This window comes from Sphingobacterium sp. HMA12 (assembly GCF_002933815.1).
Classification (GTDB): Bacteria; Bacteroidota; Bacteroidia; order Sphingobacteriales; family Sphingobacteriaceae; genus Sphingobacterium.
The window spans coordinates 2,748,687-2,766,354 of sequence record NZ_BEYR01000001.1; the positions used below are offsets into that span (position 1 = coordinate 2,748,687).

10 protein-coding genes are annotated in these 17,668 nt (G+C 43.0%); 6 read left to right on the forward strand and 4 right to left on the reverse strand.

Annotation, left to right across the window (positions count from 1 at the left end; translation table 11 throughout):
* Positions 1-9: 9 nt before the first annotated feature.
* Together HMAT_RS11830 and HMAT_RS11835 are read right to left on the reverse strand one after the other, a co-directional pair.
* Complete coding sequence (locus tag HMAT_RS11830; protein WP_104382891.1) at positions 10-912, reverse strand: dihydrodipicolinate synthase family protein; 903 nt, start codon at positions 910-912, stop codon at positions 10-12.
* A 111-nt stretch (positions 913-1,023) separates the two neighbouring features.
* Positions 1,024-1,887, reverse strand: a complete 864-nt coding sequence (locus HMAT_RS11835) for an AraC family transcriptional regulator (protein ID WP_104382892.1) — start codon at positions 1,885-1,887, stop codon at positions 1,024-1,026.
* A 217-nt stretch (positions 1,888-2,104) separates the two neighbouring features.
* On the opposite strand from HMAT_RS11835, the gene HMAT_RS11840 reads away from it, so the two are divergent.
* From HMAT_RS11840 to HMAT_RS11865, 6 genes are all read left to right on the forward strand, one after another.
* A complete protein-coding gene (locus tag HMAT_RS11840) occupies positions 2,105-4,834 on the forward strand; it encodes a DUF5695 domain-containing protein (RefSeq protein ID WP_199768608.1) in 2,730 nt (909 codons plus the stop codon).
* Between the two features lie 180 nt (positions 4,835-5,014).
* Positions 5,015-5,578 (forward strand): RNA polymerase sigma factor, encoded by a 564-nt coding sequence (locus tag HMAT_RS11845; protein WP_104382893.1) that lies wholly within the window; start codon positions 5,015-5,017, stop codon positions 5,576-5,578.
* Positions 5,579-5,666: 88 nt separating this feature from the next.
* Positions 5,667-6,773: a FecR family protein gene (locus HMAT_RS11850; protein WP_104382894.1), complete on the forward strand. Its 1,107-nt coding sequence runs from the start codon at positions 5,667-5,669 to the stop codon at positions 6,771-6,773.
* A 31-nt stretch (positions 6,774-6,804) separates the two neighbouring features.
* Positions 6,805-10,305 carry a SusC/RagA family TonB-linked outer membrane protein gene (locus tag HMAT_RS11855; protein ID WP_104382895.1) on the forward strand — a complete coding sequence of 1,167 codons (3,501 nt, stop codon included), beginning with the start codon at positions 6,805-6,807 and terminating at the stop codon, positions 10,303-10,305.
* Between the two features lie 12 nt (positions 10,306-10,317).
* Entirely contained in the window at positions 10,318-11,721 is a 1,404-nt protein-coding gene (locus HMAT_RS11860; RefSeq protein ID WP_104382896.1) for a RagB/SusD family nutrient uptake outer membrane protein, read from the forward strand.
* A gap of 11 nt (positions 11,722-11,732) precedes the next feature.
* Complete coding sequence (locus HMAT_RS11865) at positions 11,733-13,205, forward strand: TlpA disulfide reductase family protein (RefSeq protein ID WP_104382897.1); 1,473 nt, start codon at positions 11,733-11,735, stop codon at positions 13,203-13,205.
* A 129-nt stretch (positions 13,206-13,334) separates the two neighbouring features.
* On the opposite strand, the gene HMAT_RS11870 is transcribed toward HMAT_RS11865, so the two are convergent.
* Both HMAT_RS11870 and HMAT_RS11875 read right to left on the reverse strand, forming a co-directional pair.
* Positions 13,335-15,731, reverse strand: coding sequence for a PQQ-binding-like beta-propeller repeat protein (locus HMAT_RS11870; RefSeq protein WP_233789205.1), 2,397 nt, complete (start codon positions 15,729-15,731; stop codon positions 13,335-13,337).
* A 111-nt stretch (positions 15,732-15,842) separates the two neighbouring features.
* A complete protein-coding gene (locus HMAT_RS11875) occupies positions 15,843-17,657 on the reverse strand; it encodes a RagB/SusD family nutrient uptake outer membrane protein (RefSeq protein WP_104383410.1) in 1,815 nt (604 codons plus the stop codon).
* Positions 17,658-17,668 lie beyond the last annotated feature (11 nt).

Sequence of the window (17,668 nt, forward strand, 5' to 3'; positions counted from 1 at the left end):
CTGCAGCTCTTAATTTAACTGAGGACGACTAGCAATACCGTCAGCAATAACCTGATTGATCCGTTCAGCCTCTTCACCCACCAATGGAAGTCTGGGTGCGCGTAAATAAGGTGTACTTATTCCTTCCGCCGTTGCGGCCAACTTAATATATTGAATAAGCTTTGGATGAATATCCAGTTCCAATAAGGGCATAAACCAGCGATAGATCGCTAAAGCCTTATCGTAATCACCATTTACGACATGATTATACATCGCAACAGTTTCATTTGGAAATGCATCGACCAAACCAAAAACCCAGCCATCGGCTCCAACGACCAAAGATTCCAATGAGATCGTGTCCACCCCACCTAAAATATGAAATCTATCGCCAAATTTGTTTTTCATTCGGGTGATATTTGTCAGATCACGCGTTGACTCTTTCACCGCAACGATTGTGGGGCAATCTTTCAGTTCATCAAACATAGCTGTTGACACAAAAACCGAATAATCCACAGGATTGTTGTAAATCAAAATAGGCAAGTCTGTGGCATGTGCTACTGCTTTAAAGTACGTGACCACTTCACGGTCATCAGCCCGATAGCGCATTGGTGGCAATAACATTAAACCATCTGCTCCCAGTTCTTTTGCTTTAATGGCAAAATTAACCGCATTTTTTGTTGTATTTTCTGAAATATTTAATATAATTGGTACCCGCCCCGCAATAACCTTGATTGCATAAGTCAATAATTCAAATTTTTCATCTGTCTCCAAAACTGCTGCATCACCCAATGATCCTGCAATGATAATACCATGCACCCCTGCCTTAATCTGTGCTTCAGTATTCTTAGCAAACATGTCAAAGTCAATCTCACCATTCTCTTTAAAGGGGGTCAGTACTGCTGGGTATACACCCTTCCAATTTAATTCAGCCATAGTTGGTCTTTAATTAAGTCATTTAAAATTTTTATAATCAAAGAAAGCAACTATATCAGCGCTAAACTAACCGGCTTTTAATCATTACTTACTGGATATTGACATTTACAATTATTGGTAGCGTACATTTCTATAATTAGCGATATACATCTTGGGTGAGATGCCGAGAATGCTTCTAAAAACCCGATTAAAATTAGTGACGCTATTAAATCCTGCATTATAGGCAACTCTGGAAATACAATCATAATCTTCCCTGCCCAACAAGCGACAGGCTTCTCTTACCCGCAATTCATTCAAATAAGAGATGAACGTTTTACCGGTACTTTTTTTGAAATAACGACAAAAGGCCTGTGGAGTTAAATTAGCCTTTTCGGCGATCTCATTTAGCCCAATGTTCTCCTTATAGTTATTTTCGAGAAAGTCACATAACGATGTAATTCTAAGGGATCCTCCAGCACCAAAATCAGCAGTTGTCACTCCTGAGAGGGGTTTCAGTTTGAATGAAAGTCGGTTTAATGATTGCAACAGGTAAAAAAAACTAACCAGCTGACCTAAACTATCTGAATTTTTTAAAGACTCTATTCTCCTGCTGACTTGTGCAAGATATATTTTAGGTACTTTAAAACCGCGACCATTTTTACCAATAAAATCCAACAACATACTTAATTCAGGCAAATTTAAAATCCTGGACAATGTTCCTTTTAAATTAAAAAAGACAGAAACAGATTGCACAAATCCATCCATAAAATCATTTTTAAAGACATGCGCCTGGTTAGAACCCAAGAGGAAAATATCTCCCCGCTCAAAACAATGTACATTATCATCGACCAATAGCCGTCCGGTTCCCTCCTTGATCCAGATTAACTGATACTCCTCGTGACGATGCATATAAGGATAAAACTTATCCAACAAATCCTCCTGAATAAAAACGGTCCTATCTTTGGGAATAGCAACCTGATATTGAATTGGTTTCATAAATTAGAATCGTTAAAGGTTAAAACAATTTACAATAAATGTCACTTATACATTAAATTTATGATTTAGCTGTCTACAAAACAACAATTGCAGTTGATTATATCAATAATGAGTTGCATTAGGTTAAAATCTGGTAATTAAAAAAGACTTTTATAAGTCAAATTTGTACCAGTTTACTTGATATCCATCGGAATAATAACGCTTTTAATCGCGCGAAATGAATTTAACGAAAAGTTGCTACCTGTTAGCGAGTCTACTCTATATCCAATCTTTACAGCCTGCATTTTGTCAGCAGGATGAGCATCCCGTATGGAAGTCTACAAAAAATCAGCCGGCAACATTGGAAATTGGACAGGGGGCCAAAAGTTTTGTGCTGAACCAGCTGAAAGTCAAGATTCTCAACGCCTCTCAAACATTGTCCGCATTCCAGCAAGTCCAGGGCGATACGGCTTTCGATTATACAGCAGTAGAATTGTTGACGAAGCGGGACCGCAACAATTTCTTTCATATCGGAGATATCAACATCAGTCTTAAACGTCAGGGGGAAAAGGATTGGTCGCATTATTCTTCGGCTAAGGACCGCAAGAGGGTAATCGAATTGCCCCCGTCCAAAACGATCTTAGCTGCTGCTGAAATCTCTTCGACATTAGGGGACATTCCCTTAATAGTCAAGCGTAGCTGGGAGAATGTAGGGGGCGATCTGATCTTAAAATTTGAGCTAAAAAATCCTACCGAACAGACTATTGAAATAGGAGCATTAGGTATACCTCTCCCTTTCAATAATAATATGGATCGGAAAAATTTGAATCAAGCGCATGCACAAAATGTCTTCTTCGATCCCTATATCGGTAAAGATGCAGGTTATATGCAAGTCAACCATTTACATGGAAACGGACCGAGTCTGTTAGTCTTGCCCTATATCAATGCCGGATTTGAAGCATATAATCCCTTAAATACTGATCCTACTCCCAAAAGTATTACTTTCGAAGGCTTCCATGAATGGATGATCCATAGCAAAGCCCTTGCCGAAACCGAGTGGAAAGGAATAGAACAATGGAACACAGCAACTTCGACCTTATTAAAACCAAATGAATCCAAAACATTTGCCCTCAAGTTTGTACTGGCACCTAGTATCAAAGAAATTGAAAGCACGCTTTTGAAAAACGAGCGACCTGTAGCGATCGGAGCTCCCGGCTATGTTGTTCCTTTGGATAATCCGGTCAAACTATTTATCAAACACCATAAAGCGGTAAAAAATATAACTGTTTATCCTCAAGGTGCTTTAACCGTTTCCAAACTGAAAGACACACCACACAAATGGCATCAGTATGAGATAAAAGGGCAGCAATGGGGACGTGCAAGTCTGACCATCACCTATCAGGATGGCATTGAACAAACGATTCAGTATAAAGTCATCAAATCCGAAAAAGATGTGGTCAATGATCTTGGAAATTTCCTGACAACGACACAGTGGTACGAGAATGACAAAGACCTTTTTGGCCGATCACCATCTGTTATCACCTACGATTACGAAGAAAAAAAACTGGTTACCCAAGAACAGCGCGCCTGGTATGCCGGCCTAAGTGATGAAGCCGGGGCCGCAAGCTGGTTAGCGGCTATCATGAAACAGGTTGTACAACCCAATCCTGCTGAGATCAGCAAATTAAAACGTTTTGTCAATGAAACGATGTATGGCCGTATCCAGTACAGGGAGGGAGATCAAAAATATGGGGTGGTCAAGAGCTTATTTTACTACGAACCGGATTCCATGCCTGCAGGGACTTATCAGACAGACATCAATTGGAAGACCTGGTCTGCATGGCCGAAAAAAGAAGCCGACAACATCGGACGCTCCTACAACTATCCCCATGTTGCAGCGGCACATTGGGTGATGTATCGGCTCGCCCGTAATTACCGCAATTTGATCCAAGAGGAAAGCTGGGATATCTATTTAGACCGAGCTTTCCAGACCAGCATGGCCATGATCGAAAAAGCCCCTTACTACGCACAGTTCGGGCAGATGGAAGGCAGTATCTTTTTGCTTATCCTCCAGGATCTGCGTCGTGAGGGCCTGACGGAGGCTGCCAATAAACTTGAAACCGTGATGCGCCAACGGGCTGAACATTGGAAAAGCCTTGCTTATCCATTCGGTAGCGAAATGCCCTGGGATTCAACGGGTCAGGAAGAAGTTTACTTATGGTCTCGCTACTTTGGTTTTGACGACAAAACCCGGGTTACCTTAAATGCTATTCTAGCGTATATGCCGACAGTACCACATTGGGGATACAACGGTAGTGCCCGTCGCTACTGGGATTTTGTCTATGGCGGGAAATTATCCCGAATTGAGCGTCAACTTCATCATTATGGCTCAGCTTTAAATGCGATCCCAGTATTAACCGAATACCGTGACCATCCGGATGATTTCTACCTCCTTCGTGTTGGCCATGCCGGTATGATGGGCGCATTGGCCAATGTCACTGCAGACGGCTTTGGCCCTGCAGCATTCCACTCTTATCCTTCGACATTAGCGAACGATGGCATCTCTGGTGATTATGGCACTGGATTTTATGGCTATGCTGTCAATTCAGGCACTTATATCATAGAACATCCCGAATTTGGCTGGCTGGCATTCAGCGGCAACCTCAAAGTAGCTAAAAACAGCATCGAAGTGGCTATAAGAACAGCTTCCAAAAGCCGCATTTTCTTGGCAAAAGAAAATTTGTGGCTGACCACGGATGTCGGAGAAATCGAAACACTTAAATACAATCAAAAGGATAAAAGTGTGGTGTTAAATTTTAATACAAATCAATCGGCTATGGTTCCAAATATTTTACTTACAGTCAATCCGGAAAGTGGCTATGAAATTGAAGGGATCAAAAAAGATAAACTCAATCGTTACGAAATTCCTTCTTCTACCAGCATGCTGATACTTAGAAAAACAAAATGATACTCGCTTACGGTCTCATCCCTCTATAGGCGGATGAGGCCATCAGCGAATTGGGTCAATGAACAAAGAAAAAATGAAGTAAACGCGAAATCGAAGGATAGGCTTTAAAACTTTCGTTTTTTATTTTTGAAAACAATGTCCTAAATTAGCTCTACAAACTAGTATCAACTCAACAACCCGGTGCAGTACGATTACCACAATTTAAACGAAGAGACACTCTTCCAACTTGTAAAGGCCAACGATGAGTTAGCCTACAAGGAATTGTTCGATCGTTATAAAGAACTCCTGTTTCGCCATGCTTATCGAATGACCCAGGACAGCGAACTTAGCAAGGATATCGTTCAGGACATTTTCCTTGTGCTCTGGAATAAAAGAGCATCCATTGAAATCAGCCAGTCGCTCGAACCGTATCTGATCAAATCCATCCGCAATAAAATACTCGACTATTTTAGCCATCAGGAGGTAGTAGAAAAATATCGGGAAGATACCTTATCCTTTGTAGAGCAGGGCATCTGCTACACGGATGACTTCCTCTTAGAAAAAGAACTTGCCGCTATGATCGAACGGGAAAAGAGTAAACTGTCGCCCCGTACCAGGGAGGTTTTTGAACTCAATCGCGAGCAGGGCCATAGTTATAAAGAAATCAGTGCGCTCTTATCTACTTCCGAGAAAACAATTAAAAAGCAGGTACATAATGCCTTACGGATACTGCGCACGAAATTTGGTTCTTTCTTTTTTTTCTGATCATTTTTTTTATTTTTTTTATACTCCCTTTTCCCTGTTTGGCCGTCATTACAATTAGATAGCCTACTTATGGCTATCGGCCTAATGCATGGAGAAAGAAACACTAAAAGAAATATTCCGGAAATATAAATCGGGGACAGCGTCCCCCGAAGAACTGCGGATCATTCATAGCTTCTATCTGCACAAAGCAAATCGTTCACCGGAGATACCGGACGATCAATTTGTTCAGGAGCAGCTTGATGCAATGGATCGGAATTTATTTCCACAAAAAGAAAAACGTATTTCGGTATGGAAATATGCTGCAGCAGCGCTCATCATTTTCAGCTCAGCATTTGGCATGTATAAGTATACACAGCAACAGCTTTCCGAAAAAGAAACGCAACATGCTGCCGAACTGTTTGCCGCAATAAAACCGGGGCATGACCAAGCTACCCTCCACCTTCCCAATGGCGAGGTAATTGCATTGGGTCAACAAGACAAACTGATCAATAGGGATGGCATGGTACAACTGAATACAGGCAATCTCGATCTCAGCACTGCTGCGGACAATCAAATGATCACGCTGGAGACACCCCGCGGGGGGCAGTTTCAGGTCCAGCTCGAAGATGGTACCCAAGTATGGCTCAACGCCGGATCAACCCTCAGCTACCCAGCCAAATTTGTTGGTCACGAACGATCTGTCGTTTTAAAAGGTGAAGGTTATTTTGAAGTTGCGCACAACGCAAAAAAGCCATTTAAAGTGACCGTTGGGAACGATGAAATCCAAGTGCTGGGTACGGGGTTTAATATCCAGAGTTACGCGGACAATGCCACGCCTATCACCACACTGGTCCATGGAAAGGTAAAAGTCACGCGCAAAAATAAAGCACAGCAATCACTGATCTTACAACCTGGACAGCAAACCTTAGCACAGACAAATCTACAAAAGGCAAATACGGATATCAGCGGTATTACCGCCTGGAAAAATGGACTTTTCAGCTTCAAAAGGAGCTCGATAAAAAGTATTGTCCGCGAATTGGAACGCTGGTATAATATTGATTTTGTCGTTGACCAGGCAGCTGCCGAAAACCGCCTGATCACAGGAGAAATCCCTCGAAACGTCAATCTTGACGATGTCATGCAGATCCTTTCCTATTTTGACATCCAAGGCCAGATGAAAAACAACAAAGTGTATTTAACCATCAAAAAACAATAGCATAAACAGATAACTTAACCCCACACCTACTATGAAACAAACCTATTCGTCCAGGCTTAACAAAAAAGCCAGGGCCGTGCTACTCTATGGCTTTTCGGTACTGTGCAGTTCCTACAGTTTCGGACAGATTAACATCCAGGCCAATAACGAATCAGCTCTTTCTGTCATGAAACAGATTGAAAAACAGTCGGCCTATCATTTCGTCTATGATGAGGCACAGCTAACTATTCCAAAAGTTAAACTTCGTCTCAACGATGTATCACTCAAGGAAGCCCTGGACGCGACATTTACGGCCAACAACATCCAGTACAAGATTGTTAAAAACACCATTTTATTAAAAAATGCACCTGCCGGAAATTCAATTTCTACAGCACCATCAGCACCAAGCCAACAGTACAAATTGCAGGGACAAATTTCAAATGCTGCCGGAATCCCGCTCAGTGGTGCTACGGTGAAAATTAAAAACACGAATATCTCGACAAAGTCTAATCAAAACGGACGGTTTGAGCTGACTTCACCGCAGCGTAGCGCCACGCTGGCTGTATCATTCTTGGGTTACGAGACCCTTGAAATTAATGTCAATGAAGAATTGGCTACGATCGTACTCAAGCCAAGCAATACCAGTCTTTCGGAAGTTGATGTGACCATCAATACGGGCTATCAGACCATTGCCAAAGAACGTGCTACAGGGGCATTCTCCAGCCTACCGAAAAATAGCCTGCAGCAGCAGCGGCTCAACAACCTAGGAAGCTTGCTAGAAGGCCGTATTGCAGGTTACCACAATGGCCTACTTCGCGGAACAACCTCTATGAGGGGAGTTACCTTGCCTCTGTATGTTATCGATGGTTTCCCCGTAGACAATACAAGCATGAATTTCAATGGCAGCGTAGTAGAAAATCTCCCTGACCTCAATTTGGAAGATATAGCGTCCATTACCGTCTTAAAAGATGCAGCTGCAGCATCCATTTATGGCGCACGCGCGGCCAATGGAGTTGTTATTATCGTCACAAAAAAGGGAAAAAATAAAGGGACTGAAATCAATGTTTCAGCAACGCTGACACATAACCCCTATTATTTTAATACGGATCGTCTGGCATCATCCGCGGATATGATCGGAATCGAACGGGAATGGGCAGCGAAAAACCCAAATTTAAAAACAATGACGCCAGCGCAGGCGCAAAGTACGTTAGACGATATGTCTTACCAAAGTCTCGGTATCCGCACCATCCTCAAAAAATACGCCGGTCAGATCAATGAATCTGAAATGAATGCCGAGCTGGACGGTCTCTCCCAACAGGGTTATCGTTATTATGACGATGTAGCCAAGTATGCTAAACGGAGTCCTTTTTCCCAGCAGTACAACCTGAACCTTTCCAATGGTACGGAAAAGAGCAAATTCTACTTTTCGACGACCTACAAAAAGGACCTCTTGGAAGACCGTTTCAGTAAAAACCAAAATCTGGGTATCAATCTCAGGAATATCACCCAGATCAACAAATGGTTGGAAGTAGAAATGAGCTCATTTCTCAACTATGCGGATGATGACAGACAAACTTATGATGTGCTAAAACCCGGATTTTCTTTTTTGCCTTACAATCCATTAAAAAATAGCGACGGCAGCAATTATACCGCTTACATGGCCGATTATATGAGCTTGGCAAATATCAACAGTATCAAACAGTATGGCCTGAATACATTGGACATCACGCCATTGGACGAGATAAAAAACAATATCGAACAGTCCAGTGGTTTCTCCAACCGAAGTTTCATCAAATTGAATGCAAAGATTGCAGACTGGCTCAGCTATTCGGCCTCTTTTCAGTACGAGATCAGCAATAAAAAATTCGAGCTTCTCTATGGTAAAAACTCGTATTATACAAGATCGAGAGTCAATCAATTTGCATTAATCGCCGATGGAAAAGCAACACTAATGATGCCCAATGGGAATATCAATAAAACAACAGATCTCAAGAATAATGCGTTCAATTTCAGACAACAGATCAATATTGACAAGGACTTTGGCGAAAAACACAGCCTGAATGCCATATTGGGTAGCGAGATCAAGAACAACCGCATGCGTTCTCAGCTTCAAAATCTCTACAATTTTGATCCCGATGCGCTCACCTACACCATGCTCGATCCGAAAATAGGTACAGTGGGATCTTTCAATCAAAATTATGACTATGCCAGTCAATACGAATCTATCAATCGCTTTATTTCCTTTTATGGGAATGTTGGTTATGCCTATTCGAAAAAATATCTCCTCACGGGAAGCTTGCGCTGGGACAGATCAAACTTATGGGGAACAAGCTCAAAATATCAGAACAAACCGATATGGTCCGTGGGTGCCGGATGGAATCTGAATGAGGAAAATTTCATGCAACTGGACTGGTTAAATCAGCTTAAGCTAAGAACTTCGTATGGTATCGGCGGTAATATATTACAAAATGTTGCTCCTTTTATGACAGCGTATTACAATACCAATTCTCACGTCGGGGGAACACAAGGGACGGTCTCCGACCGCCCCAATCCGTCACTTTCGTGGGAAAAAACAACCACTACGAATGTTGGGATGGATTTCGGTTTGTTCAGAAATCGCATTTCGGGAAGCTTGGATTACTATCGGAAACAAGGGAAAGACCTCTTCGCCTCCACCATGGGTGTACCCACGGAAGGTTTTGGCTATTCCACCTATGCCATCAATAATGGCCAGATGACCAATCATGGTGTTGAACTGACATTAAATGCCAACATCTTGCAGAACAAAGATTTCAGCTGGAATAGCAGTGTACTTTATGCTTATAACAAAAACAAAGTTACTTATGTCAATGTCAAAGCGCCATTTTATATCCTACAATTGGATTACCCCGATGCCTATCCGCGTATAGGAAATCCATACGAGGCGATTTATGCCTATAAATGGGCCGGACTCGATCAGCAGGGAATACCGCAGGTGTACGACGAAAATGGAAACAAAACCACGCAAACGCCAACGACGTTGGAATCGATTGTCTATGCAGGCACGAAGGTACCTACACATACGCTTTCCTGGACAAATAGCCTTTCCTATAAAAACTTTGATTTTTCAATGATGCTCACCTACGAAGGCGGTCATAAGATCAGAAACACAGATCTACCTTATATGGGTATCGGCAATTATCTGACATTTACGACCCTTGCACCGATGAACAAAGATATTCGCAACCGTTGGCAACAGGAAGGAGATGAACTAAAGACCGATATTCCACGTTTGGTATTTCCAGAAGAAACAAATCTTTACAACTCAGCAAGTGGCACCGTGTACCAATATGCTGACCTCAATGTCTTGGACGCTCGTAATGTACAGATCCGAAATATTAGTCTCGCCTATCGGCTTCCGGCTGACTGGATAAAAAAGATGCGCCTGGCACAGGCAAGGTTACAGTTCAACGCTGAAAATGTAGCCATGTTTACCAAATCCAGCAACGCAAAATATATGCTGGGCGGCTATCGTACCCCGAATTATGTTTTTGGCGCTTACCTAACCTTCTAATTTAAAATTCTTATGAAAAAGATAATATACCTACTTGTGATCATACCCGTTCTGTTTTTCGCTTCTTGCAATAAGTATTTGGACATCTTGCCCAAAGGCAAGAAAATCCCACAAACCTATGCGGATTTTGAGGCGCTACTGCGCGACGAAGCAACTGTTCACCAGGTCCCTATCCCCCAGGCTATTATTTTGCCCAATGACCGTTTTGTCTCTCCGGCCAACCTCAATTATTATAAATTGTGGGACATTAACTATAACTGGAAGGAACAAGAGGACCGGAAGGTCTACAACAATTCCGATGAAAGCACCTACTATTATGCCTATTCGAGCATATCTGTCTGCAATCTCATTTTAGAGCACGGGCCGACGATGACGGAGGCCACAGCCCAACAGCGGGATGAACTGATGGCTACGGCAAGCGTGCTCCGGGCCATCAGTTATTATACCTTAGCAAATTATTATGCCGCGGATTATGACAGTGAAACAGCAGGCCAATTGCTATCGGTTCCTTTGATTGAAAGTGCGGATATAGGTGCCCCATCAAAGCAGGTCACTATCGCTGAAATATACGATTACATGATCAATGATATCAAAACCGCCCTCCCTAAGCTACCTAACCAGGGGCAAACGATCCTGCATCCGGGCAAAGGAGCCGCCTATGCATTATTGGCACGCATCTATCTACAAATGGACAACTATCAGGATGCGTTGGAAAATAGCGAAAAAGCGCTGGAATACAATGACAAACTTTATGACTGGACAGCTTACTATAATGCCAATAAATCGCAGATCGAAGAGCCTGCGAACTATGCATTGAAGAAGACGCCCATGGATTTTGCCTATGTCGAGAATTACTATTTCAGACATGGCCAATCACCAAACTATACTGCTGCGGAATTATCCCTGCAGGTAGAACGTGCCGCTGGATTTGAAAAAGGAGACAGTAAATTCGCTTCACGCTGGAAGTTGCGTACAGTGGTGCCCAACACCTATTATACCAGCACGATGACCGGATTCTATAACACACAGGGCCTGACTACGGTCGAAGTCTACCTCATTGCCGCAGAATGTCAGGCGCGTCAGGGAAATATCCAAAAGGCCATGGATCTTGTCAACAAAGTCCGTAAGACAAGGATCCTTGCAGCAAACTATACGGATCTGACCGCTCAAAATGCCACGGATGCCATAAAAAAAATACAGCAGCTTAAACGGAATGAACTGATTCATTCCATTATCCCGTTTGCCGATTACAAACGCCTCAACAAAGAAAGTACGCTTGCGACCACACTGACCAAAACGATCGACGGCAAGACGGTCCAACTGAGCCCAACATCACATCTCTGGATTATGCCTTTTCCATTGGGAGCAACAGAGAATCCGGGCAACGGGTCAATTAAACAAAATGTTGAAAAATAAAACAAAAAAACATGAAAGTAAAAGCCTTAACACTCGCACTCCTGCTCGCTACGACAGTAGGTTATGCGCAACAACAAACAGCGAATAGATACGAACAATACCTTCCCATTATTGAGAAAGGCACGTTGGTACAAAAAGATTCTTTAACGAAGGCATTACTCGCAGAAGTCAAAGGTTACAAAACGGAAGCGGACTATCGTACGACCATCAATATCCTCCGTTCGTTGGACAAAGAAAACGAAATGGCTACCGTTGAAAATATCGCCAAGAAAAAATACCCAAAGGGCACAATAACACGGGATGCCTTTATAACGGATGTCTTCTACACTGCTGGAACGTCAAAGGAGAAAGAAAAAGCATATAATGAACTGATCAAAAAATGGCCCTTTAAAAATTTCAGTGAAGAACCACTGACCTATGATTACGTTTTGGCCAATTTGGCACAGAATTTTGCCAATGATGGAAATGCCCAAAAGGCTGTTCATTATCTTGGCGAAATGAAAGAACGGTTCTGGCGTGGAAATGGTTATATTCCAGTTGGTCAGATCCTGCTGAAGGCAGGCGATACGACTACTGCTGCACCACTTTTGAAGACTGCCATGGATGATAGTTATTATTACCTCACACTGCCCGAAGAACAAAAGGACAATAAGGCCCGCTTCGCGGCGATGGGCTATGCCAGTTCGATGTCGGCCTATGTGAATATTCTTGTTGCACAAAAAAAATTCACTGAGGCTGTCGAATATATCGAAAATGCGCTGAAAGCAGCACCCGAGCAAGCAGATGGATTAGCCATGGTATACTATAAATCGCTGATGGGAACCGGCAGAAAGCTTGAGGCATATAATATTTTAACAAAGTTATATGCCAAAGGACAGTTTGCCGTTGAAGATGATCTTAAAAGATTATATACCGAATTGAACGGATCGGTCCAGGGTTATGAGCAGTTCAATGCTTCCCTGAAACTGGAGTTAACACAAAACATCCGCAATCATATCAAAGAGATGGCGACCTTTAAACCTGCCCCTAATTTTGAACTGCTCAATCTAAAGGGTGAAAAGGTATCCTTGGCCAGTTTAAAAGGAAAAGTTGTGATTTTGGATTTCTGGGCAACCTGGTGTCAGCCCTGTGTGCGCTCATTCCCGGGAATGAAGGCTGCGCAAGAATCTTACGCACACGATAAAGAAGTACAATTCCTATTTATGAACACTTGGGAGCGGGATAAGAACTACAAAGAAAATGTCGTGTCTTTTATCACAAAACACAACTATCCGTTTGAGGTGCTTTATGATGATCAAAAAGATCCACAGACAGGAAAAGTCATGGCAGCTCAATATGGTGTCAATGGTATCCCGGCCAAATTTATTATTGATAAGGAAGGAAACATAAGATACTTTCTTACCGGATCCACGCCCAACGTGGACTATATCAAATTGGAAATGAAAGAATTGATAGAAGCCGCTAAAAAACCATATAAAGGCTAATAGTCTGTCTGCCTCTGGATAGAGGCAGACAGACTATTTAATGCTTTCATCATCAATCCATACCGGGAAGCTTTCTTTGTAAAGCATACAATAAAAGAGTAGCTTTCAATTTCGAGCAGATTTATCCATTCATTTTTTGGCCATTGCAAAACAATAGATATTACCCGCAAAATCTGCCACATAAACCTCATTTCCCTGAATTGTGACTTCGGCCAATATCGGCGTACCCAAATTAATTTTTTGCGCTAAAGATCCATCCAGATTTAACACATATAGATAACCATCCAAGCCACCAAAAAATAGTTTCCCGGCCGCATAGCGGATACCCGATTCTACGGTACCGACTTTTTTATGCAGATCCGGCGTTGAGTAAGCAGAGGTATAAATAAGAGCCTCTCCGGTCTGGAAATTCCATTTTTCGGACAAGCTGTTACGATCGAAGGCCTTTATCCCATTTGTCGCTGTCGGCATGATCAGCAATTCCTCCGTCAAGAGTGGTGAAGCCATTATTTTAAAATCGTCTTGGCTCTCTGTCCTGTTGATTACAGCGCCAGTCTTTTGATCCAATTGAAAAAGGTTGTTCAGTCCAGCGACATAGAAAGAAGTGGCATCAGCAACGGCCCCACCCGTTCTAAAACGCAAACCCGCATCATTTTTCTTCCACAGGAGTTTGCCGGTCTTGCAATCATGGACAAATAAGCTATTCCAGTTTGCTCCTGTAATTAAATAGCCATTGGTGACCAATAGCTCCCCAGGCATACCTTCACCGCCGTTCCAATCCTGATTTTGCCAGATGATGGTACCGTCATCCGCTTTAATTGCCGATAGATAGTTTCCCGCGCCTGTGTAATAAATGCCATCGTTAACGACACCTGCGCTCACATATCCCGGAAGCCTTCCTCCACTCAGCTCCCGCTTCCATACCAGTTTACCATCCTTTTCGTTGATCGCATAAACAGTTCCCCCCATATCTGTTGCCAATATCAAACCCTTGCTATACGCCAACTTCTGTTTTACGGAATTCTGGGTCTGGAAAGTCCAAACGGTTTCTCCAGATTGCTTTGTCAAGGCCTGAATTTTACTTTTACCACCAATGGCATCATCCATACTGGCCACATACACCCGTTGTCCCTGTACCAGAGGAGAACTCTTCCACACACTTGCACCCATATTTTTCGACCAGGTCAACTGCAGTAGCGCTGCCGGAGCAGATTCCCTATCCCATCCAAATTTCTTCAATGCCTGGGTACCATCACCATAATTAACTTCCAGCATGATAGCCTGCTTTTGATCCATATGAGCTGCACCTGTAATTGTTCCACGCCAATTCCAGTCACTGGCATTATTCAATTTGGTCTTCTCTAGTACAGCGCCCTCTTGATTTATACGAGTAGCGTATACTGAAAGCACACGCTTTTCGGTATGGTATACACTCGCGCTAATTTCCAGGTTCTGTCCATTTTCAATTTGCATCTGCTTGTTTTGTGGATAAATCAATGCCATATGATCCGCCAGATAAGGGTACTTTGGCGTTATGTTTCTTATCCCGTTTTTATCGACATCAATCACCATAAATTGGGCAACAGAATTATCAATCCCCCCTTTGTTCGGCGCATTTGTGGATATGACCGCTACCCCCTCCCGGCTGCCAAAACTATAGTTATTGTGCCAATGTCCATACAGGTACCCTTTCAGGTTATACGCCTTTAAATCGATGGAGTCGGTTTTTCCTTTCATCACAAAATCCTTTCCTACAATCAGGTCATGATTGATAAAGATAAGCGGTTTATCTTTCGCTTTCAGGGCGAGGTCCTTTTTGAGCCAGGCGATGACCTGATCCTGATTATAACTTGGCGCATAGTCGCCGCTGGGCATCGGTGTAACGACAAAGTGTGCTGGTCCGGCCTCAAATGAATAGTAGACTGGACCAAATAAATCCTCAAATAATTTCTCGCCGTATTCCCCTTTGACAAGATCGTGGTTACCTACGGTATAATAAGTCGGCACGCCCATCAGTTCGCTATTGACCTGCCGGGCATGAAACTGCATGCCGGGTTCGTAGCAGATATCGCCCGTGTGCATAATCAGTGCGGCTTGTTGCTGTTGCGAAAACTTACGTATATTGTCTATCCATTCGCCATATAAAGGTGTTTCGGTATCTGTAATTTGGATAAACCGTAGTTTGTCTGCCGCTTGCTTTTCATCCTGGAGTAAACCAAAATCATAACGGTCCAATTTCGGATCAATCTTGATGTAATGGGTACCACTTGCCTTATATCCAGCCGGGATACGCACAAAGATAAATTTTGCCTTTTCATTCCTCTTGAGGCTGAAGCTACCATCAGCAGCAGTTGGCAAGACTTCGTAACCATCGGATACCACAATCTCCGACATTCCTTTTTCATGGTCATCCATCTTTTTGTTCTTATCAAGATCCAAAAAAACATGTCCCTGGTATTGTGCGTACATCGCGTTACTGCATAGCAGTAAAAAAGGAAGTATAAATTTGTATATCGGTCGTCTCATGTCAACATGTTATCTATTCAAAATTCATTAGCAATATATAAAGAAAGATAGGATCTTTCCGCCAATCGGATTCACCTATCTTTCCCTTTATTGTCAAAAAAAATCTATCAATTACCAAAAATTTGTCTGTACCAATTTGCTACCATCCAGCACCATTTGGCTATTGGCTACCGGGTAATAGTAGTATTTGGGTTTTTCAAACGTCTTCTTTTTATCTCTTGCTACGGTGAACATAATATGGCCACTGTTTCCATTTTCAAGATAGATGGACGTATTATTGCCATTGGCATCCTTTAAATAATAGAGGGAAATATTCTTCTTTTCCTCCTCTGTCAAATCTTTGATCGGGCCGGTATCTTTTGCAGATTCGAGTATCGCAATATCAACTTTTCCATCACCGGTCACGTCCATTGCTCCCAATGCTTTTACATACATTCCTTGTTGTTGATCAGCTAGGCGTTCGCCCACTTCCCATCGAAAGACATCCCGGTATCGCTGACCTTCACAAGCCAGTTCGATACGTCTTTCCCTGCGGATCTCGAGGATAAGTCCCACATTGCCGCCTTTCACATTGGCGTAGTAGGCTTGCAATACCGGATCAATATTGGCATTCGCCTCGCCCAGTTGCATAGCCGGCATCCCCACACGAGCGCGCAAGAGGTTGATCGATTTGTCGAGGTCAGCCTGGCTTGTAAGAATTCCCAACTCGGCTTTGGCTTCCGCAAAGATCAACAAGATTTCGGCATAACGGAATACAAAGGCATCTGTATAGGCAGCTTCCCAGCTAATCATATCCGCTATTTCAGGATAAAATTTAATCTGATTATACCCGCCCAATGTTGGTTTGAGACGCTGTGGGGTTGAAGCATTGACTGCTTGGAATCCAGGTTTCATAAAAGTTTGCTCAAAGCGGGGATCGCGGTCAACGAAAACCTGATCAATATTCTTTGTTTTATAACCTGGCTGTGCGGTAAAACGCTTTCCATCTTTCATCAGATAACTTTCCATCAGCGTTTGGCTCAGTGCCCACTCATAGTCCAAAACGGTATGCGCATTACGTCTTCGACCTAAATCCTTATCGTAGTCTATAAACAAGATGGTTTCAGGGTTTGCCTGCAGATTGAGGCTGATAAATAGATCACGATAAGCACGGTTGACACCACCGGCGGTGCTGATGGAAAATTTGGCCGATTTCATAATCTCTTCCGCTGCTGAAACGGCGCGCTGCAGAAAAGTATTGGCCGATCCAGTCAGATTCAGATAGGTGTGATATTTACGGTAAGTTCCTTCCTGCAGGGCAAACTGTGCTAATTGCGCCAGGGCTCCCCATTTGGTGACTGTCGATTTGTGACCATCAGGTTTGATATTGGCCGCGGCAAATTCAAGATCAGCCATGATCGAGTCCACTACAAGCGTTCGGCTGTCCTGCTTCTTGTTCAATAGCTCAAGATCCGAGGTTCCCATTGTCTTACCGTACCAAGGCACATCACTGTACTGATTCACCTTGTCAATATAGAACCGAGCACGGAAGAACTTGGCGATACCGATATAATGGTTCACATCGGCAGGGCTGGCCCCCTTCACACGACCGGCATTTTCAAGAAAGAAATTGATATTTCGCAGGGTAGACCAGCTCCATACGGCAGCATTCTGAGGGGTTACCCCCCCGCGCATGATCTCATCAATTGTGCTCCCGGAATTATGGTGCGCCAGATTATCTGTTCCCAGATCCGCTATCGGCGCACTCAAACTACCATAAAAACCATCGGTATAGGTTTTCAGATCATTTACATTGCTAAAAAACACTTCCGGCGTGACCGATGTGGTGGGATATCGCTCCATGAAATCATCGTTACAGCTCATGATCAGGAACAAGGCCCCTACCAGTGCTCCAATCTTGATAATTTGTCTTTTTATATTTTGCATGATAATAGTCA